13 protein-coding genes and 2 pseudogenes are annotated in these 19,765 nt (G+C 72.1%); 7 read left to right on the forward strand and 8 right to left on the reverse strand.

Annotated features, from left to right (window positions below; all coding sequences use genetic code 11):
- Positions 1 to 74 precede the first annotated feature (74 nt).
- Complete coding sequence (locus tag ACZ8ZB_RS01775; protein WP_470735945.1) at positions 75 to 905, forward strand: alpha/beta fold hydrolase; 831 nt, start codon at positions 75 to 77, stop codon at positions 903 to 905.
- Between the two features lie 47 nt (positions 906 to 952).
- Here the strand turns inward: ACZ8ZB_RS01775 and ACZ8ZB_RS01780 are convergent, their stop codons facing one another.
- Complete coding sequence (locus ACZ8ZB_RS01780; protein ID WP_470735946.1) at positions 953 to 2,143, reverse strand: MFS transporter; 1,191 nt, start codon at positions 2,141 to 2,143, stop codon at positions 953 to 955.
- 55 nt (positions 2,144 to 2,198) lie between these two features.
- Positions 2,199 to 2,549, reverse strand: a pseudogene (locus tag ACZ8ZB_RS01785) (carbohydrate ABC transporter permease); the annotation flags it as partial.
- On the opposite strand from ACZ8ZB_RS01785, the pseudogene ACZ8ZB_RS01790 reads away from it, so the two are divergent.
- A pseudogene (locus ACZ8ZB_RS01790) lies at positions 2,445 to 2,753 on the forward strand (substrate-binding domain-containing protein); the annotation flags it as partial. The pseudogenes ACZ8ZB_RS01785 and ACZ8ZB_RS01790 overlap by 105 nt on opposite strands.
- Before the next feature lie 174 nt (positions 2,754 to 2,927).
- Entirely contained in the window at positions 2,928 to 3,959 is a 1,032-nt protein-coding gene (locus ACZ8ZB_RS01795; RefSeq protein ID WP_470735947.1) for a LacI family DNA-binding transcriptional regulator, read from the forward strand.
- Positions 3,960 to 4,202: 243 nt separating this feature from the next.
- Here ACZ8ZB_RS01795 and ACZ8ZB_RS01800 read toward each other — a convergent pair whose 3' ends face one another.
- From ACZ8ZB_RS01800 to ACZ8ZB_RS01810, 3 genes are all read right to left on the reverse strand, one after another.
- Entirely contained in the window at positions 4,203 to 7,475 is a 3,273-nt protein-coding gene (locus ACZ8ZB_RS01800; protein ID WP_470735948.1) for a LamG-like jellyroll fold domain-containing protein, read from the reverse strand.
- A 263-nt stretch (positions 7,476 to 7,738) separates the two neighbouring features.
- Positions 7,739 to 8,926 carry a GDSL-type esterase/lipase family protein gene (locus ACZ8ZB_RS01805; RefSeq protein ID WP_470735949.1) on the reverse strand — a complete coding sequence of 396 codons (1,188 nt, stop codon included), beginning with the start codon at positions 8,924 to 8,926 and terminating at the stop codon, positions 7,739 to 7,741.
- 45 nt (positions 8,927 to 8,971) lie between these two features.
- A complete protein-coding gene (locus tag ACZ8ZB_RS01810; RefSeq protein WP_470735950.1) occupies positions 8,972 to 9,544 on the reverse strand; it encodes a TetR/AcrR family transcriptional regulator in 573 nt (190 codons plus the stop codon).
- A gap of 108 nt (positions 9,545 to 9,652) precedes the next feature.
- Here ACZ8ZB_RS01810 and ligA point away from each other — a divergent pair, with 108 nt between their 5' ends.
- The 4 genes from ligA to ACZ8ZB_RS01830 all read left to right on the forward strand — a co-directional run bounded on the left by ligA (position 9,653) and on the right by ACZ8ZB_RS01830 (position 14,202).
- Complete coding sequence (gene ligA, locus ACZ8ZB_RS01815) at positions 9,653 to 11,734, forward strand: NAD-dependent DNA ligase LigA (RefSeq protein ID WP_470735951.1); 2,082 nt, start codon at positions 9,653 to 9,655, stop codon at positions 11,732 to 11,734.
- A 214-nt stretch (positions 11,735 to 11,948) separates the two neighbouring features.
- Positions 11,949 to 12,857, forward strand: a complete 909-nt coding sequence (locus ACZ8ZB_RS01820) for an SMP-30/gluconolactonase/LRE family protein (protein WP_470735952.1) — start codon at positions 11,949 to 11,951, stop codon at positions 12,855 to 12,857.
- 130 nt (positions 12,858 to 12,987) lie between these two features.
- Positions 12,988 to 13,638, forward strand: a complete 651-nt coding sequence (locus tag ACZ8ZB_RS01825; RefSeq protein WP_470735953.1) for a phosphoribosyltransferase — start codon at positions 12,988 to 12,990, stop codon at positions 13,636 to 13,638.
- 174 nt (positions 13,639 to 13,812) lie between these two features.
- Complete coding sequence (locus ACZ8ZB_RS01830; protein ID WP_470735954.1) at positions 13,813 to 14,202, forward strand: RidA family protein; 390 nt, start codon at positions 13,813 to 13,815, stop codon at positions 14,200 to 14,202.
- Positions 14,203 to 14,226: 24 nt separating this feature from the next.
- Here ACZ8ZB_RS01830 and ACZ8ZB_RS01835 read toward each other — a convergent pair whose 3' ends face one another.
- From ACZ8ZB_RS01835 to ACZ8ZB_RS01845, 3 genes are all read right to left on the reverse strand, one after another.
- Positions 14,227 to 15,024, reverse strand: coding sequence for a VOC family protein (locus ACZ8ZB_RS01835; protein WP_470735955.1), 798 nt, complete (start codon positions 15,022 to 15,024; stop codon positions 14,227 to 14,229).
- 382 nt (positions 15,025 to 15,406) lie between these two features.
- Positions 15,407 to 18,418, reverse strand: coding sequence for a 3-keto-alpha-glucoside-1,2-lyase-like domain-containing protein (locus ACZ8ZB_RS01840; RefSeq protein WP_470735956.1), 3,012 nt, complete (start codon positions 18,416 to 18,418; stop codon positions 15,407 to 15,409).
- 588 nt (positions 18,419 to 19,006) lie between these two features.
- Positions 19,007 to 19,717, reverse strand: coding sequence for a hypothetical protein (locus ACZ8ZB_RS01845; protein WP_470735957.1), 711 nt, complete (start codon positions 19,715 to 19,717; stop codon positions 19,007 to 19,009).
- Positions 19,718 to 19,765: the final 48 nt, after the last annotated feature.

The raw sequence follows: 19,765 nt of genomic DNA on the forward strand, positions 1-19,765 counted from the left end.
TTCAGGAGATGAGGCGCGCCGGCCCGGAGCGTAGGGTGGGTGCCGTCGGCCCGGATCACGTGGAGGGATCACCCATGGGCACGGTCACCACCCCCGACGGCACGGCCGTCTTCTACAAGGACTGGGGTCCGCGCGACGGACAGCCGATCGTCTTCCACCACGGCTGGCCGCTCAGCGCCGACGACTGGGACAGCCAGATGCTGTTCTTCCTCTCCCACGGCTACCGCGTGATCGCGCACGACCGACGCGGTCACGGGCGCTCCGGTCAGACCTCGGCCGGCCACGAGATGGACACCTACGCCGCGGACGTGGCGGCGTTGACCGGAGCCCTCGATCTCCGGGGGGCCGTACACGTCGGACACTCGACCGGCGGCGGAGAGGTCGCGCGGTACGTCGCGCGGGCCGAGCCCGGCCGGGTCTCGAAGGCGGTGCTGGTCGGCGCGGTCCCCCCGGTCATGGTCAAGTCGGAGAGCAATCCCGGCGGTGTGCCGATCGAGGTCTTCGACGGGTTGCGCGCGGCTCTGGCCGCCAACCGCGCGCAGTTCTTCATCGACGTGCCGTCGGGTCCGTTCTACGGGTTCAACCGGCCCGGCGCGGAGGTCTCCCAGGGGGTGATCGACAACTGGTGGCGGCAGGGCATGACGGGAGCGGCCAACGCCCACTACGAGTGCATCAAGGCGTTCTCGGAGACCGACTTCACCGAGGACCTCCGGCGGATCGACGTCCCGGTCCTCGTCGCGCACGGCACCGACGACCAGGTCGTCCCCTACGAGAACTCCGCCCCGTTGACGGTCAAACTGCTCAAGAACGGCACCCTGAAGACCTACGAGGGGTATCCCCACGGGATGCTGACGACCCATTCGGACGTCCTCAACCGCGACATCCTGGAATTCATCAGGTCCTAGCGCGGCCCGGTCGTCCGGGCGGCGCCGGAAGCGCACACGGCCGGCGCTCACGTCCCCGTCGGCACCGGCCGGCGCAGGAGGTAGCCGGCCGCGGCGACGACGAGGGCTCCCATGCAGGCGATGAACACCAGCCCCGCGCCTTCCAGGCCCATCGGGCCGGTCAGCAGCCCGACGCCGATGACCGGCACCGAGATGCCGAGGTACGCCACCACGAACAGCGTCGAGATCACCGCCGCGCGCCGGTCCGACGGGGACGCCCCGCTCACCGCGGACAGCGCGCCGCGGAACGCGAGCCCCTGGCCGAATCCTCCGGTGACCGCGCTGAGCACCACCAGCGTCAGCAGGTCCCGGTGCAACGCGGCCGCGAGCAGCCCCAGCCCGGTGAGGAGTCCGGCGCAGCCCAGCGGCAGTGACCGGACCGGTCCGGCCCGGCCGGCGGCCAGCTGCCCGCCGGTCGAGGAGAAGAAGGCCAGCGCCACCACCAGCCCGCTCACGGCGTGATCGGTGACGTCCAGGGACCGCGCGAGGAAGGCCGGACCGACGGAGGTGAACACGCCGAACAACGCGAAGCCCACGAAGGAGGCGGTCGCCGCCGGGCCGAACACCGGCCGCACCCGTGCCGGCACCCCCGGCCGCTGCGGCCGTACGGTCCTCAGCGGACGGCGCTCCGCCACGGTCTCCGGGAGCCGCAGCAGGACGGCGGCCGAACAGGCCACCAGGGCGAGGTGCACGGCGAACGGCAGGTACAGCGGCCAGGGCGCGTACTCGGCGAGGAGACCGGCGAGCAGCGGGCCGCAGCCGAGGCCGCCCGTGTTGACGGCGGTGGCGACGAACGTGGCCCGGGACGTTCCGCCGGGCGGCGCCGACTCCATGACGTAGGCCGTGGCGGCGCCGGTGAACAGTCCGGCGGAGAGTCCGGACAGCAGCCGCCCCGCGTACAGCCGGCCCAGCGCGGTGGCGCACAGGAAGCAGACGGCGCTCGCGACCGCGCAGCCCAGGCCCCACAGCAGCACCGGGCGCCTGCCCACGGCGTCCGAGGCGTTGCCGGCCAGCAGCAGCACTCCGATGACCGCGAAGGCGTACACCGCGTACACGACGGTGACCGTCAGCTCGGAGAAGCCGAACTCCTGCTGGTACAGGGGGTAGAGCGGGGCCGGCAGCGTGGTGCCGGTCATGCACACCGCGAACACCGCACCGCCGAGCAGACACCCCCGCCATCCGCGGCGCTCACCGGCCATGTCCCGACGCTAACGCCTCAGCCGGCCGTGGTCCCCTCCGGCGCGCCACCGGGGGTCACCGGCCGCCCAGGCCGGCCGTCGCCACCGACTTCACGATGTGCCGCCGGAAGAAGGCGAACACCAGTGCCAGGGGCAGTGCGACCGGCACCGAGGACGCCGTCGTCTGGGCGCAGTTGACGCCGTGGGCGTCCTTCACCGCGGTGATGCCGACCGACAGGGTCATCAGCGCCGGGTCGGACGTGGACACGAACGGCCACGGGAAGTCGTTCCACGCCCCAATGAACACGAGGACCGGCACCGCGGCGAGCATGGGGCGGGACAGCGGTGGCATCACCGGCCAGAGGATCCTCACGCGACCGGCGCCGTCGAGGCGGGCGGCCTCCTCCAGATCGCGCGGGACGGTGTCGAGGACGTGACCGGGTTCGACGACATCGAGACGACCCGGTTCAGCGTCCCCGCGATCACCACGGTCTCCCCCGCCAAGCCCGGTGTCGCGCGGCGCGCGGTGGAGCTTCTGCTGGAGCGCACGGACGCCGGCGAGCCGGGAGGACCGGCGGTCGACGAGACGGCGGGACACCGGCTGATCGCGCGGGAGAGCCCGGGAGGGTGACGGTGGACGGACGGTGACAGGCTCCCGGGACGACGCTTCCGTGGCCTTGTCAGTGTCGCGGAGCGGCGTGTATAACGTTGTAAAACTCGGGCCCAGCGGCTCGGTGCGCGGCTCATGGTGACGGCGCGCATCCGCACCGGCCAACCGGGGCGGGCCGCTCATGAAGGGATTGCCGTGCGGGTCAGCCTCAAGGACGTCGCCGCGCACGCGGGGGTCTCCATCAAGACCGTCTCCAACGTGGTGAACGACTACCAGCACGTCACCCCGGCCATGCGCGAGCGGGTGCAGCGGTCCATCGACGCGCTCGGCTACCGCCCCAACCTCGCCGCCAGGCATCTGCGGAAGGGGCGTACGGGCATCATCGCGCTCGCCCTGCCCGAGCTCGGGAACCCCTACTTCGCCGAACTGGCCGCCTCCGTCATCGACGCGGCGTCCGAGCACGACTACATCGTGCTGCTCGACCACACCGGGGGCATGCGTGAGCAGGAGCTGCTGGTGAGCCAGGGCTTCCGGGCCCGGGTCATCGACGGCCTCATCCTCAGCCCCATCGAACTGGAGGCCGAGGACCTGCGCGACCGCGCCGAGGACGTGCCGCTGGTCCTGCTCGGCGAGCGGGAGTACGACCTGCCGTACGACCACATCGCCATCGACAACGTGGCCGCGGCCCGCGCCGCCGTCCGGCACCTGATCGATCTGGGGCGCCGGGAGGTGGCGTTCATCGGGGCCCGTCGCGGACGCAGCGAGCCGGCGCAACTGCGGGTGCGCGGCTGGCGCGAAGAGCTCACCGCGGCCGGGCTGCCGACCGACGAAGGGCTCGTCGCCGCCACCGACGGCTGGGGGCATGCCGACGGGGCGCTGGCGATGAAACACATCCTGGACAGCGGGCGGCGGCCCGACGCGGTGTTCGCCTACAACGACCCGATGGCGATCGGGGCGATGCGGGTGCTGCACGAACGGGGCCTGCGCGTACCGGAGGACATCGCCGTCGTCGGCTTCGACGACGTGATCGAGGGACGCTTCGGGGCGGTGACGCTCACGTCCGTGTCGCCGGACAAGGCCGCCATCGGCCGGCTGGCGGTGGAGTCGGTGCTGGCCCGCCTCAACGACCGGGCGCCGCAGCCGCGCCGGATCCGGGCGGGTCATCGACTCGCCGAACGGGAGAGCACGTTGGGGCGGGCCGCGGCGGGGAAGTCGACGCACGCCTGAGACGCCAGGCGCACGCCCGGCCCGGTACGCCACGGGCGGCGTCCTCGGCTTCGCGACGAACCCGTGCTCCTGGTGCCGCCACGGGCACGGCACGCCTGTGGCACCGGGGGTGCGGTGGGCGACACGCCGAGCGAAGGCCGGGGGCCGGCCGAGCGCGCCCGTGAGCCGGACGCCGGCCCCGCGGCGACGGGAGTGCGTCAGGGGGCGGACGCCCGCGGCGTCCGCCCCCTCGTCGCGCCGGTGCTACGGCTTCTCCGCCTCGTGGAGCGCGGTCACCTCCTCGGCGGTGAGCACCTTGTCGTAGGCGTGCACCTCGTCCACGGAGCCGTTCCAGAAGTCGGTGTCGTCACCGTTCCACTTGGCGCGGCCCACCGCGAGGGGGCCGGAGCCGACGTGGTCCGGACCGCCCGTGACGGTCGCCGCCTTCTTGCCGTCGACATACAGCGTGATCTGGTTGGTGGCGTCGTCCCGTACGCCCACCAGGTGGTACCAGCGGCCCGGTTCGGGCCGGATCTCCAGGCGCGCCCGCTTGCCGTCGGGGGTGCTGAAGGCGAAGGCGCCCTGCCCGTACTGCAGGTAGAACGGGCTCGCCTGGCGCCGGCCGTCCTGGCTGACGGCGGTGGCGTAGTTGCCCGGCAGCGCGTCGAGGGTGACCCAGGCGGAGACCGTGTAGCTGCCGGTGGTGTCGAGCACCGGCCCGTCGGTCCGGGCGAACTGGTTCCGTCCGTCGAACTTCAGCGCGCTGCCGCTCACTCCGGTGGTCCAGGTGGCGCCCTCGGTGAGGTTCAGCGCCTTGCCGTTCGGGCCGTCGTCCTTCGCGGTGGTGCCGGTGCCCTCGTCGAGGGACCAGTGGCCGCCGCCCTTGAGCGGTGCCCGCCGGCCCGCCGCGGCGCCGGCCGCGAGCACCTTCAGGTTGACCTCGCGCACTCGCGCCGGGTCGACCTTGATCTCCCGGCGGTCGTACGTGTAGAGGCCGTTGAGCTCGTTCTCCAGGTCGGTGATCTGCGTGTACACCGAGCCGGACAGCTCCGCGCCGGCCTGGTCGAGGTAGAACCTCTCGGTGTTCTCCACGTACGCGCGGGTCAGCGCCTCCTTGCTGTCCACGCCGCTGTAGATGACGGTCGGCGGGCCGGGCCACATGTGCCCCGGGGTGCGCAGGGTGAACCCGCCGTGCTCGCCGTCCATGGCCGCGCGGTGGTCCGGGAAGGGCGGGTCCTCGTTGGTGTAGTCGTGGTGGTCGATGATGTCGCCCCTGCCGGAGTCGCCCTTGCTGTTGCAGCAGTTGACACCGCTGTGGGCGTTGACGACGCGGGAGGGGTCGGCGGTCCTCACGGCGTCGGTGAGCTTGCCGGTCTCCTCGCGGCTCCACTCGCCCCAGCCTTCGTTGAAGACGATCCAGCCGATGACGGCGGGCGAGTCGTGATGCTGGCGCATCATCTCCCGGCCCTGGTCGATGAAGGCCTTCCGACCGGTCTCGTCGGTGATGTCGCCGGACACGAAGTCCTGCCAGACCAGCAGGCCGAGCCGGTCCGCGTGGTAGAACCACCGGGGCGACTCCACCTTGATGTGCTTGCGGACGGCGTTGAAACCGAGCCGCTTGTGCGCCTTCAGGTCGAACGCCAGGGCGTCGTCGCTGGGCGCGGTGTAGAGCCCGTCGGGCCAGAAGCCCTGGTCCAGGGTGGCGAGGGAGAAGACGGGCTTGCCGTTGAGGACGAGCTTCCTGTAGCCGCCCACGTCCTCGATGCCGATCTTCCGCATGCCGAAGTAGCTGTCGACGGTGTCGGTGGACCTGCCGTCCTTCAGCGTGACGTCGAGGTCATAGAGGTAGGGGTCCTCCGGGCTCCACAGGCGCCGGCCCGCCACCGGCAGGCGCAGCTCCTCGCCGGCCGGACCGCTGATCCTGCCGACGACCTCGCCGCGGTGGTCACGGGCCACGGCCTCGACGCGTGCCCCGGCGGAGGCGCCGGCGGACTCGACGGTCACCGCCAGCGTCCTGCTGTCGATGTCCGGTGTGGTGACGACGTCGTCGATGGACGTCTCGGCGACCGGCTCCATCCACACGGTCTGCCAGATGCCGGACGACTGGGTGTACCAGATGCCGCCGGGGCTGGTGGACTGCTTGCCCAACGGCTGGTCGGCACCGCCGGTGTCGGTGACGGCGACGACGATCTCCTGGGGGCCCCTGCTCCTGAGGGCGTCGGTGATGTCGGCGCTGAAGGCGTCGTAGCCGCCGGTGTGCTCGGCGACCTTCCGGCCGTTCACCCAGACACGGGCCTGGTAGTCGACGGCGCCGAAGTTCAGCTTGAGCCGGTTCTTGCCGCCCTTGCCGACCTTCCAGTTCTTCGGCACGTCCACGAGCCTGCGGTAGAACATGTGGTCCTCGTGCCGCTCGATCCCGGAGAGCTGGGACTCGACCGGGAACGGCACGATGATCTTCTCGTTCAGGTTCTTGCCGAAGACGGGCTGCTGCCCCGCCTCGGCGGCGCTGAACTGCCAGGGTCCGTTGAGGTTCTTCCACCGCGCGCGCACCTGCTGGGGGCGCGGGTACTCCGGCAGCGGGTTGTCCCTGTCCACCTTGTCGCCCCACGGTGTGGTGAGGCGACGGGCGGAGGCGTTCTCGGCGTGGCGGGCGATCCGGGGGACGGTCTCGCCGCCGGCCTCGAGGCCGCCCTCGCCGTCGTAGACGACCCGGACCGTCTGGTTCTTCTGGATCGCCTCGGAGAGGGTGACCTCGAGGGAAGCCCGGTCGCCGGGGACGGCCTTCACCGACTCGACCGGCATGACGGTGGTGTCGGCCTCCACCTTCAGGTGCTCCGCCACCCCCGCGAGGCCGCTCACCCGGCCGTCGAAGCGGGCCCGCAGCTTGCGTCCGTCCTGTCCCACGGTCAGTCCGACCGGGTAGACCTCGAAGTCGGCGGGCGGGGTGAACGCCGTCATCGGCACGAGCTGTCTGGCGAGCGTCGGCGTCGACCAGCGCAGGTACATGTTCGACCCGCCGAAGTCCTGGAACATCTCCAGGCGGAAGTCGTACGACTCGCCCGCGGTCAGCCTGACCGGGGCGCTGGTCTGCTCGCGGTCCCAGTCGGGCTCCCAGTGGTCGACGACCGGCTCGCCGTCGATGAACAGCCTGAAGCCGTTGTCGCCGATGGCGTGGAAGGTGTAGTCGTCGGTCTCCGGGACCTCGATCCGGCCGGTCCAGCGGGCGGTGGTGTGCTCCGTCCGCCCGGTGAGCTCCTCGAACGTGCCGGTCAGACCGGCGAAGTTGATCTGCGGCTCGAGCTGGGCGCCGCCGAGCTCGGCGAAGTCCCGGGCGCCCGGCGCCGACATGCGGAAGTACTCGCCCTTCAGCCCGTGCGCCTTCACGTCGGCGTCCGCGGCCCGGGCGGCGGGCGCTCCGTAGGCAGCCGGTGCCGCGGCCGTCGCGGCGGGCGTCAGGGCGCCCGTGGACAGGGCCAGGGCCGTCACGGTCAGCACGGCCCACCATCTGGCTCTCGGGCGGGTGAGTTGTCTGGTCATCGAACCCTTCCTCGCACTGGGGGCATGGGGCCACGACGGAACGGGGGCGGCCGTCAGCTCCGCCGGGAGTTCTTCCAACGTTGGAAATTCGGTGTGCAGCGGAATGACAACACGAGGTGTGACGACTGTCCAGGCCTTGCGCAGAGATGACCACACGTCAACATGCGTCGCGCAGAAGGCCGTTGGCCTCCGTCCGCGGCCGGCAGGAGCGACCGGCGCGCCGCCCGTCCCGGGTGGGCCGGGTCGGGCGGCGCACGTCCCGCTCAGCTCCTGGCGTCGGCGAACGGGCCGTCGGCCGCGAAGGCGTGGGCGGCGAAGCGTTCACCGATGCGGCGGTGTGCGGCCGCGTCCGGGTGCAGCCGGTCGGGCAGCGGGAGTTCTGCGTGGTCCGCCTCGCCGTAGAGGGCGCGGCCGTCGAGGTGGTGCAGGTTCGGGTCGTCCGCCGCCCGCGCCGCCACGATGCGCTCGAGCTCGTCGCGGACGACGTTCAGCGTCAGCTTGCCCTCGGCCCGCTCCTCGGGATCGCCGGCGGCGGCGAACAGCAGCCGCCCCTCGCCGAGGTGGCTGAAGTCGAAGGCCGTGGGACCGGGCGTGTCCTCGTGGATGGGGCACAGGATCGGCGAGACGACCAGCAGCGGGGTCTCGGGGTGGCCGTCCCGGACGGTGTCCAGGAAGCCGTGGAGGGCCGGGGCGAAGGCCCGCAGCCGCATCAGGTCGGCGTTGACCAGGTTGATGCCGATCTTGACGCTGATCAGGTCGGCAGGCGTGTCGCGCAGGGTCCTGGCGACGAACGGGTCGAGCAGGGCGCTGCCGGCGAAGCCGAGGTTGACCAGTTCCACTCCGCCCGCCGCCGCCGCGAGCGCGGGCCAGGTGGTGGTGGGGCTCGCCGCGTCGGAGCCGTGGCTGATGGAGCTGCCGTGGTGCAGCCAGGTCCTGCGACCGGAGGCGGGCGCCGGCTCCACCGGGGCGTCGGTGCGCAGGGCGACGAGTTCGGTGGTCTCGTTGTGCGGCAGCCAGATCTCGACGGTCTTGTCGTCGCGGGGCAGGCCGGTGAAGCGGAGGGTGGCGACGGGGCCGGTGCCGTGTTCGACGGTTCCGGTGCTCATGTCGATGGTCAGGCTGTTGCCGCCGGCCGCGGACGCCTGACCGACCGGGCGTCCGTCGACCAGCAGGTCGTACAGGCCGTCCGGGCGGGGCGGGGCGCCCACGTAGATCCGCTTGGTGGGCAGTGTGTCGAGCTCGACGGCGGTCGCCCGGGTGCGGAAGACCAGGCGTACGCCGGAGGGCTGGGACTCCGCCATGGCGAGCTGTCCGTCGGTGTTCTGGGCGCGGGCCCGGGCGGGCAGGCGGTGGGGCAGGACCCCGTTCGCCGTGGATTCCAGGTCGAGGGCGCCGCGTACGAGGTCGGCGGTGACGGGCGTGGTGGTCCGGGTGTGCGGGGTGGAGGGCATGGTTTCCGTCCGTGTGTCGGGGCGGCGGGCGGGCCTGAGGCGTGGTCAGGGGGCGGGCCAGGCGCGCAGGAGGGCGTCGAGCGCGTCGAGGACGCGGGTCCAGGTCTCCTGTGTGTCGGGGGCGCTGTGGCTGAACCCGCCGCCCATCTCGAGGCTGACGTAGCCGTGGAAGACGCTGCCCAGCAGGCGCACCGCGTGGGTCTGGTCCGGTTCCGCCAGGTCGTAGCCGCGCAGGAGGGCCCGGGTCATCTGCGCGTGCCGCACGCCCGCACTGGCCGCGGCCGCCTCCGGGCCGAGCCGGAACTGGGCCGCCGCGTAGCGTCCCGGATGCTCCCGCGCGTAGTCGCGGTAGACGTTCGCCAGCGCGGTCAGGGCGTCCTTGCCGGCCCGTCCGGCCAGGGCGTCGGCGGCACGGTCGGCGAGTTCCTCCAGGGCGAGCAGCGCGATCCGCGTCTTGAGGTCCTGGGAGTTCTTCACATGGGAGTACAGGCTCGCCACCTTGACGTCGAAGCGCCGGGCGAGCTCCGAGACCGTGACCCGGTCGAAGCCGACCTCGTCGGCGAGCTCGGCCCCCGCCCTGGTCAGGCGTCCGGTGCTCAGTCCCGCGCGTGCTGCCATAACCATCCTCCCAACCAACTACGCCGATTACTCATTTACCTAAAGTCTATAGGCAAACGGGTCGGCCGCGATCGCCGGTGGTCCCCGTTGTCAGTGGTGGGCGGCAGGATGCAGCGCATGACAACACCTGCAGCAGTGATCGTGGACGCCGCCGCCTACGCGCAGGCGGTCGAGGACGCCGTACGCGCGGCCGCCGCCTACTACGGGGGCGGCACCTCGCCGCTGGACGACGACGCGTACGACCGGCTGGTGCGCGGGATCGCCGACTGGGAGGCGGAGCATCCCGACGGGATACTCCCCGACTCCCCCACCGGGAAGGTCGCCGGTGGCGCGGTGGAGGGCGACGTGCCGCACACGGCGCCGATGCTCAGCCTGGACAACGTGTTCTCCGCGGAGGAGTTCACCGCCTGGACCGCGTCCCTGTCCCGCCGCATCGGCCGTGAGGCGACGCGCTTCAGCGTGGGTCCCAAGCTGGACGGGCTCGCGATCGCCGCCCGGTACAACGGCGGCCGCCTCACCCGGCTGATCACCCGCGGGGACGGGACGGCCGGGGAGGACGTCTCGCACGCGATCGGCACCATCGAAGGGCTGCCCGAGAAGCTGGACGAGCCGGTCACCGTGGAGGTGCGCGGCGAAGTCCTCATGACGACGGCCCAGTTCGAGTACGCCAACGAGGTGCGCACCGGTCACGGCGGGCAGCCGTTCGCCAATCCGCGCAACGCGGCGGCGGGCACCCTGCGGGCCAGGGAGCGGCTCTACACGGTGCCGATGACCTTCTTCGGCTACGGGCTGCTGCCGCTGCCCGGCACCGAATCCGAACTGGCCCGGAAGCTCGACGACTTCGCGCACAGCGACCTGATGGCGTTCGCCGCCGGCCTCGGGGTGCGCACCAGCGCCCGGACCGCCGTCCCGGACGTCGTCGCCGAGAGCGTCGAGGAGGTCCTGGACCGGGTCGGGGAGATCGCCGCGGTCCGCGCCGAGCTGCCGTTCGGCATCGACGGGATCGTCGTCAAGGCCGACCTCGCCGAGGACCGGCGGGCCGCGGGCTCCGGCTCCCGCGCGCCGCGCTGGGCGATCGCCTACAAGCTGCCGGCCGTGGAGAAGATCACCCGCCTGCTGGAGGTGGAGTGGAACGTCGGCCGCACCGGCATCATCGCGCCGCGCGGCGTCCTCGAACCGGTCGTCATCGACGGCTCCACCATCACCTACGCCACCCTGCACAACCCGGCCGACATCACCCGCCGCGACCTGCGCCTGGGCGACCACGTCATGGTCCACCGCGCGGGCGACGTCATCCCCCGCATCGAGGCGCCGGTGGCCCATCTGCGCACGGGTGAGGAACGGCCGATCGAGTTCCCGGCACAGTGTCCGCGCTGCGGTTCGGACATCGACACCGGTGAGGAACGCTGGCGGTGTGCCCAGGGCCGCAACTGCCACCTCGTCGCGTCCCTCGCCTACGCCGCGGGCCGCGACCAGCTCGACATCGAGGGCCTGGGCGCCACCCGCGTGGTGCAACTCGTCGACGCCGGCCTGGTCGCCGATCTCGCCGATCTGTTCACCCTGCGGCGTGAGCAGTTGCTCGCCCTGGAGCGGATGGGCGAGACCAGCACCGACAACCTGCTCGCCGCGCTCGCCAGGGCCAAGGAGCAGCCGCTGTCGCGGGTGCTGTGCGCGCTGGGCGTGCGGGGCACGGGAAGATCCATGTCACGGCGCATCGCCCGCTGCTTCGCCACCATGGACCACATCCGCGCGGCGGACGCCGAGGCGATGCAGCGGGTCGAGGGCATCGGAGCGGAGAAGGCTCCCTCGATCGTCGCGGAACTGGCCGAACTCGCGCCGCTCATCGACAAGCTGGCCGCCGCGGGCGTCAACATGACGGAGCCCGGCGCCACTCCGCCGCCGCCCCCCGGCGCCGAGGGCGACGCACCGGCGGAGGGCGGTCCGCTGGCCGGGATGACGGTGGTGGTGACCGGCGCGATGACCGGGAAGCTGGAGAAGCTCTCCCGCAACGAGATGAACGAACTCGTCGAACGGGCCGGCGGGCGCTCCTCCTCCAGCGTCTCCAGGAAGACCGCCCTCGTGGTCGCGGGCGAGGGAGCCGGTTCCAAGCGCGCGAAGGCCGAACAGCTCGGCATCCGCCTCGCCACCCCGGAGGAGTTCGCCGCCATGGTCGCCGGCCTCCTCGACTGAGCCGCGCCTCGGCCGCGTCCTGCGCGGTGACGCCCGTCGTGGTCCTCCCTGGTCCCCGCGGTGCGCCGCTCGGCACGCACGCCCTCTCGGACGACGAAACGCTCCGCGGACCAGGCCGGCGCCCGGCCTGGTCGCCGCTCGCGTCGCGCCCGGCCGGCCGTGACGGGCGCGCATGGTTGAATCGCCTTCCGATCACTCTCCGCGAGAGGACGCCATGCCCGCCGACGGCCCGTACGAGATCCTGGACGACCGCTTCCGTACCGGACGCTGTGTGAACGGCGACAGCAGGCTCGAGGTCCTGTACGACGACTGCCGCTGGGCCGAGGGCCCGCTGTACCTGCCCGCCTGGCGCCAGCTGGTCTGGAGCGACATCCCGAACGACCGCATCCTGCGCTGGGACGAGGCCACCGGCACGGTCGGTGTCTTCCGCGCCCCCGCCGGTCACAGCAACGGCAACACCGTCGACCGGCAGGGCCGTCTGGTCACCTGCGAGCAGGGCAACCGCCGCGTGACCCGCACCGAACCGGACGGGACCGTGACCGTCCTCGCCGACCGGTACGACGGCAAGCGGCTCAACAGCCCGAACGACTCCGTCGTACGCTCCGACGGCACGATCTGGTTCTCCGACCCGGACTTCGGCATCATCAGCGACTACGAGGGCCACCGCGCCGAGTCGGAGATCGGCGCGTGCAACGTGTACCGGATCGACCCCGCGTCGGGGGACGTCCACCTCGCCGCGGAGGGATTCGAAGGGCCCAACGGGGTCGTCCTGTCCCCCGACGAGAGCCGGCTGTACGTCTCCGACTCGCGGGCCGCCCGGATCCACGTGTACGGCATCCGCGAGGACGGCTCCCTGTCCGGCGGCGAGGTCTTCGCCGAGGGCCGGGGCGATGTCCGCTTCGACAACATCCGCTTCGACGAAGCGGGCCGCCTGTGGGCCGCCGCCCTCGACGACGGCGTGCACTGCTACGACCCCGACGGCACCCTCATCGGGAAGCTGCGGGTGCCCGAGCCCGTCTCCAACATCGCCTTCGGCGGTCCCAAGAACAACCGCCTGTTCATCACCGCCACCACCTCCCTGTACTCCCTGGTGATGTCGGTGACCGGGGCTCCGCGCCTCTGAACGGTCCTGGCGGCACCGAGGACGCCGGCCGTGCTCCGGCGTCCGCCTCGCTCCCCGTCGTGACACCCGCAGGTGAGTGGCGGGGCGGTGACGGATACCCGGCACGGGTGGCCGAGGAAGGGAGCGAGCCGTGCGATTCCGAAGCCGTGCGCAGGCCGGACAGGAGCTGGCCGTCAGGATGCTGGAATGGGCGAGCAGCGGTGATCTCGCGAATGTGACCGTGCTGGCGCTGCCGCGCGGTGGCGTCCCGGTCGGTGCGGAGATCGCCCGGGCGATGCAGGTGCCCCTGGACGTCCTCGTCGTCCGCAGGATCGGGGTCCCCGGGTCCCCCGGCGTGAGTGTCGGGGCGATCGCCGGGGACGACCCCCCGGTGTTCGACCGTACGGGGCTGAGGGCCCTGGACCTCTCGGAGGACGGGCTCGGCGCCGAGGTGGCCCGGGCGCGGGTCGAGCTGCACCGGCGGGGGTGGGTCTACCGCGGCGGTCGCCCCGCCCCGGACCTCGGCGGTCACAGCATCGTGGTCGTGGACGACGGACTGGTCACGGGGATCACCGCCCGTGCGGCGCTGCGGCACCTTCGGCGCGGTGGTCCTCTGCGGCTGACGCTGGCCGTGCCGGTGTGCGGTCACGGGACCGCCGCGGCGCTGCGGGACGAGGCCGACGACGTGGTCTCCCTGTACCAGCCACAGCGGCTGCGGTCCGTCGGCGAGTGGTACGAGGACTTCCCTCAGGTCACCGACCAGGAGGTGCTGGACGCCCTGCGGGAGCTGCACCCGGCCTAGCGCCTCGGCCGACGGTGGCCGGCGGGCTCGGGGCGTCCCCCGCCGGGCGACGGCGAAGGCGTGCGGCTGCGGCAGCTCGGGGCGGAGCACGGGGCGCGTCATACGCCCGAAGACGTCAGGTCATGTCCTTCGCCGTGCTGGACGTATCCACGCCGGCCCCCTAGCGTCCCGCGTATGACAGAGCGACGTGCGATCCTCAGCGGCTCGACGTTCGAGGAGCGGATCGGCTACGCCCGCGCCGTGATCCACGGCGACTCGGTGCACGTGTCCGGCACGACCGGCTTCGACTACACCACCATGACGATCTCCGACGACGTGGTGGAGCAGGCCGAGCAGTGTCTGCGCAACATCGGGGCCGCGCTGGCCGAGGCGGGGTGCACCTTCGCCGATGTGGTACGGGTGCGTTACCTGCTGCCCGACCGGGCCGACTTCGAGCCCTGCTGGCCCGTCCTGCGCCGCTGTTTCGGCGAGGTCCGGCCGGCCGCCACCATGCTCGTGTGCGGCCTCGCCGATCCCCGGATGAGGATCGAGGTAGAGGTGTACGCGCAGCGGTCGGCCCGGTGACGGCGGGGCCCGTCGTCCCGGGCCTCAGCTCCCGGCCGGGGTGAGCAGCACGAAGTCCGCGCCGAAGGGATCGAGGCAGAGGGCGAGGCGGCCGACGCCCTCCGCGTCCACCGGACCCGTCCGCACGCGTCCGCCGTTCCCGGTGACCTCGGCCACCGCCGCGTCGCAGTCGGTGACCGCGAAGACCGGGTGCCAGTACGGCCGCCCGCCCGCCGGGGCGAGGTCCTCCTCGCGGACCTCCAGCAGGCCGCCGTGCATCCGCTCCTCGGGCAGACCGGACGGGGCGATCATGGTGTAGACGCCCTCGCCGCCCGGCATCCGCGTGTCGCTGAACCGCCAGCCGAGGACTCCGCCGTAGAACTCCTTCGCCGCGGCCGCGTCGCTCGTGTACAGCTCGGTCCAGCACAGCGAGCCCGGCTCGTCCACCAGGTCGACGCCCTTGCTCTCCCCCGGCTGCCAGACGGCGAACTGGCCGCCCAGCGGGTCGCTGTACTGCGCCATCCGACCCCACTTCTCGAGGTCCATGGGCGGCACCCGCACGGTGCCGCCGGCGCGCTCCACCGCCCGGGTCGTGGCGTCCGCGTCGGCGACGGTGTAGTAGATCATCCAGGCGGGACGGGCGCCCTCCTCGGTGAGCTTGCCCAGCCCGGCGACCATCTTGCCGTTCTTGCCGAACATCCCCCCTTCCACGTCCTCCCCGTCGCCCATGGGCTCGTAGTCCCAGCCGAGGACCGCGCCGTAGAAGGCTGCGGCGGCCCGGACGTCGGGGGTGCCGAGGTCGAGCATGCAGGGCGAGCCGGGGGCGAAGTCAGTGGTGATCACCGCGATGTCCTTTCGCTGGTTCCCTTTGGCCCCAGCGTGCCACCGGGCACTGACAACCGCCCTCCGGCTTCGCCGTCCGGGCGTCGCGGGCCGGCTGCTCCCGTCCACCGCCCCACGCCTCGTGAACGGCAGCAGGAGCCGGGAGGGGTGGCTGCGGTCCGGTCGCCGTGAACAGCCTGCCCCCCCGGGCTCGCAGGCGCACGACGTCGCCCTGGAGGCCCTGGGCAGCGGTTTCAGCACCGCGTACCTGGGGTGCGGCGGCCGCCGCCCCGACCGCGTTCGGCATGACCGGTCCGCGCGGCCCGGGCACGGCCTGGGAGGAGGGGGCCGGAGCCGCGTCGTCCGCTTCGGACGGCACGACGCCGGACCCGGCCCCCGCGCGCTAACCGAGCGGTTCGATGCGGATGTTGCGGTAGCGCACCGCGTTCCCGTGGTCCTGCAGCCGGATCGCCCCGGCCGCGGGGCCTTCGGGCGCTCCGCCTCCGGTCGGGCCGTCGATCGCGACGTCGTCGTGGATCTTCTTGCCGTTCCACACCACGGTGACCCGTGCGTCGGCCGTCTTGTTCCCCTCGGCGTCGTAGCGCGCGGCGCGGAAGACGATGTCGTACGACTGCCAGGTCTCGGGCGCCCTGGCGGCGTTCACGTCCGGGGCCTTCTTCAGGTAGATCGCCCCTGCTTCGTCGGTGGCGGGTGTGGTGTCGCCGTAGGAGTCCAGGATCTGGATCTCGTAACGGTCCTGGAGGTAGACGCCGCTGTTGGCGCGGTCCTGTCCCGTCACGTCCGGGGGCAGCTTCGGCAGCCGGTACTCCACGTGCAGCTTGAAGTCGTCGTAACCGCCCTTGGTGCGGATGTCCCCGCAGCAGACCTCCGTCGCGCCGTCGGTGACGGGCCACTGGACCGGGCGCCCGTCGGTGTGCTGCCACCGGTCGAGGCCGTCGCCGTCGAACAGGCCGACCGGACCGCCGTGCCGGTCGACGCTGAGGAGGTCGAGATTGACGTGGCCGGTGTCGCCCTCGTCGTACCGGTAGGCGACGCTGTTGTGCCCGGCGCGCAGGCGCAGTGCCTCGGTCTGCGTCGACCAGGTGTCCCAGTCACCGGTGCTGCGGAACTCGGTCTGCCTCACCTTCTTGCCGTTGACGTACAGGGAGAGGGACTTGGCGCCCCGGAAGGGGTCCGGGCCGTTGGAGTAGCGCAGCCCCAGGTCGTACGTCCCGCTCCGGTCCACCTCGACGTCGAAGGTCGTGGTGGCGCCCTGGGTGCCGTACCGGTCGACGAAGCCGCTGCCGGAGTAGCCCCGGTGGTCGGTGTTGACGCCGGCCGCGCCGGTCAGGGACGCCTCCTCGGCCTCGTACAGCGGGCCCGGTGCGGGCTGCTTGCCCGGCATGGCGTTGAGGGTGTACCAGGCCTCCGTGCTCCACAGGGTCTCGCCCGACGCCGAGCTGAACGGGCGCGGGGAGCGGACGTGCACCACGCGGCCCGGTTTGAGTCCCTCGACGGCCAGGGTCACCTTCCTGCGGTCGCGCGACAGCTTCGCCGAGGTCACCTCCAGGGTCTCCTCGGCGATCTTGGGACCGCCGTAGTCGCGCGTCGGGGTGTAGCGCCACTGTTCGGCCTCGTAGTGGCTGACGAGGTTGTCGGCGGTCTCCTGGGACAGCGGCTGGGTGTACTCCAGCTCGAAGCCGCCCTTCTTCACCCGCATGGCCTGGATGTCGAAGGTGTTGCCGCCGTTCGGCGTCAGCTTCTGGAGGCCGTACCTGAGCTTGCCCTCCTGGCCCCAGTTGCCGTCCGCTCCCAGACCGCCCGCGTAGATGGCGCCGTCGGGGCCCATGGTGATCCGGTTGACGCCGGCCTCGAGGCCCTGGGTGAAGCGGAAGACGGCGCCCTGGTACTGGCCCTTGACCTTCTCCAGGTAGGCGCGCTGGAGGCCGCCGTAGGTGACGTCGCCGAACAGCAGCTGCCCCTTGAACCTGCCCTTGGTCAGGTGGAGCGGCGTGCTGGGCGAGTTGGCGATCTCGTTCTGCGGGAGCCAGAGCACCGGCCGGGTCACCGGCTCGGAGTCGAAGGGGCCGGCGGGGTTGGTGTAGTGGTTGAAGAAGCGGTCCTGCTCGATGTGGACCAGCTTCGACGAGGGGAGCCAGCCGCCCTGGTTGTCGGTGGCGAAGAGGTCACCGCCTGGACCCCAGCCGATGCCGTTCGGGGTGCGCAGGCCGCCGGCGAGGTAACTCACCTTGCCGGTCTTCCTGTTGACCTTGATGGTCGCGCCGCGGCCGGGTGCGGGCTGCGGATTCGTGGTGGCGCCGCCGTAGTCGATGGCGACGGACAGGTTCAGGTAGAAGTGTCCCTCGCGGTACAGCAGTCCGAAGGCGAACTCGTGGAAGTTGCCCCCGTAGGGCCAGGTGGCGATCGTCCGGTACTCGTCCATGACGCCGTCGCCGTCGCTGTCGCCCAGCTCCGTCAGCTCGTGCTTCTGGGAGACGAAGATGGTGCCGTCGACGACCTTCAGGCCCATCGGCTCCTTGAGTCCCTCGGCGATCTTCGTGGCCTTCACCTTGTCCGGGCCGGTGGTGCCGGTGACCTCGTCCATGACGTAGACCTCGCCGGCCGTGTTGTCGGTGCCGCCCCAGGTGCTCACCACCAGACGGCCGTCGGGCAGCCAGTCCATGCCGGTGACCTGTGGTTCGAAGCCCTCGGGACGCAGGTCGGTGAGGGTGTGGTCGGGGCGCACCGAGTTGAGCGGAAGGCCGTCGCCCGGCGAGTCCCTGACGCCCTCGCACTCCTTGCGGCCCGGGGCGGTGACCCGGACCACTCCGGCGTCGGTGCTCAGCGCCGTGTTCGGCACGGTTGCGAAATCGTCGGCGCCCGGCGGACGCCAGGCGAGGGTGAGCTGCTCCCCGCCGCCGCGTTCGAAGTGGTCTATGCGCAACGCGTGCATGCCCTCGGTGAGCTGGACCGCGCCGTCCTTGGGCTCGGCGCCGTGCAGTCCGTCGTGGTCGATGACCAGCCGGTCGTCGATCAACAGCCGTGAGCCGTCGTCGCTGATCAGCCGGAAGGTGTAGGAACCGTCGGCCGGTACATGGATGTTGCCGGTGACCTGGGTGACGAAGTTGTCGCCGAACCCGCCGAAGTCGCCGGTGGTGCTCCAGTCGACGGTCGGCATCAGCTTGTCGACGTTGGGGGTCTGTCCGGGCTTGAGGGTGCAGATCTTGTCGAGCGGGACCTGGACGTCGAAGACGCGCAGGGTGACTCCGGGCTCCTGTGGCGGCGCGTCGGCCCGCGGCGCGGAGCCCGGCCGGGCCGATGCCAGGGGGGCTCCCCAGAGCCCGCCCGCGACGAACGCGCCGACGAGCAGTCCTGTCAGGGATCTTCGGGCGCGCCGGTACAGCCGTGCGTCCATGCTTCCTCCTGCTGGGTCGACCGGAGGGCCGGATGACTCCGGTGCCGAATGGGCGAAACGCCAACGGTGCGGCCGACACGCTAGGAGACTTCTGCTCAGGCCGTCCAGACTTTGTACTCGATGAGTTCAAAGTCCTTCCGGTGGGCAGCATTCATCGGTGCAATGGGTACGTCGCGGGAGCGGTGAGCGGTGTGCGGTGTGCGGTGTGCGGTTGCGGGGAGAGCGGGGGGCGGCAGACGGACACAGGGGAACGCGACTCGGCGGTGAACGCGGTGCCGTCCCGGTCCGCCTTCCCGGGCTCCGGCCCGGAACCGGCCGGTTGGGCCATGAGGCCGAGTCGGGCCGGCCGGATGCAGCGGTGAGGCCCCGGGAACAGCCGTGCCTGCCGGCCGTCGTCCACGTGGAAGTGGTGCGCCACGAGGTGCCGGCACAGGGTGCCGTAGGTGTCCGGGCCGACGCACCCGGTCCCGGACCGCCGGACCGTGGCCGTCCGGCCCGGACGGGGACGTGTTCCCCCGGGTGCTGCGGCAGGGCCGGTCATGGGTACCGTCCGTCATCCGTCAGGGAATGCTTTGGCCAACGCACAACCTACGTGTCCTGCGCCGAGCGGGCAGCCGCCGCCGGAGAACGCCGGCCCGGTGGTCTCCAGCCGTGCCGGCGCACCGCTTGCACCAGCCCGAGGAGGGCGATCGCCACGGCGACGAGCACGCCCCGGCTCATCGTCCCCCACCACGCGGGAACCAGGTCGCGGGTGACGCCGCTCGGATACACGCACGTCGCCTGCGCGGGGAACACCGACCGCCGTACCTCGAGGGCGCGCTCGTAGACGCCCGTGGTGAACGCCGGACAGGTGGACAGCGGATCGCGTCCCGGCGGAGCCAGGAGGGCCGGCACGACCGCGCACAGGACCGCCAGCACCACCAGGGAAACGAGGGCGAGAACCCCGAACCGGACCACGGCCCGCTCCTGGCCCAGCCCGGCGAACTCGCAAACCAGCGCCAGAACGGCGCAGGCCGCGGCGACCACGACGCACACCCACAGCACCCAGCCGAAGAAGTCACCCGCGGAGATCGTGGAGCCGTCGGCGAACACACAGCGCACCCCTGGCGGAAAGCTGCTCCGCTCCACCCGGAAGTCGCCCCCGGGGCCCGCCATTCCGTGGGCGCAGCGCTCGTCCAGCTCCGACACCCCGGCCGTCAGCCACCCGAGCAGCCAGGCGAACGCTCCCGCGCATGCGGCCAGTGCGGAGGCGGCCCACAGACCGTTCGCAAAGCCACGTGATCCCTGTGTCCCCGGCATGGAGCCGGACTCTATCCGCCGCGCCACCGGCGGGACGGACCGGGTCCG

Source organism: Streptomyces sp. 12E (assembly GCF_055633275.1).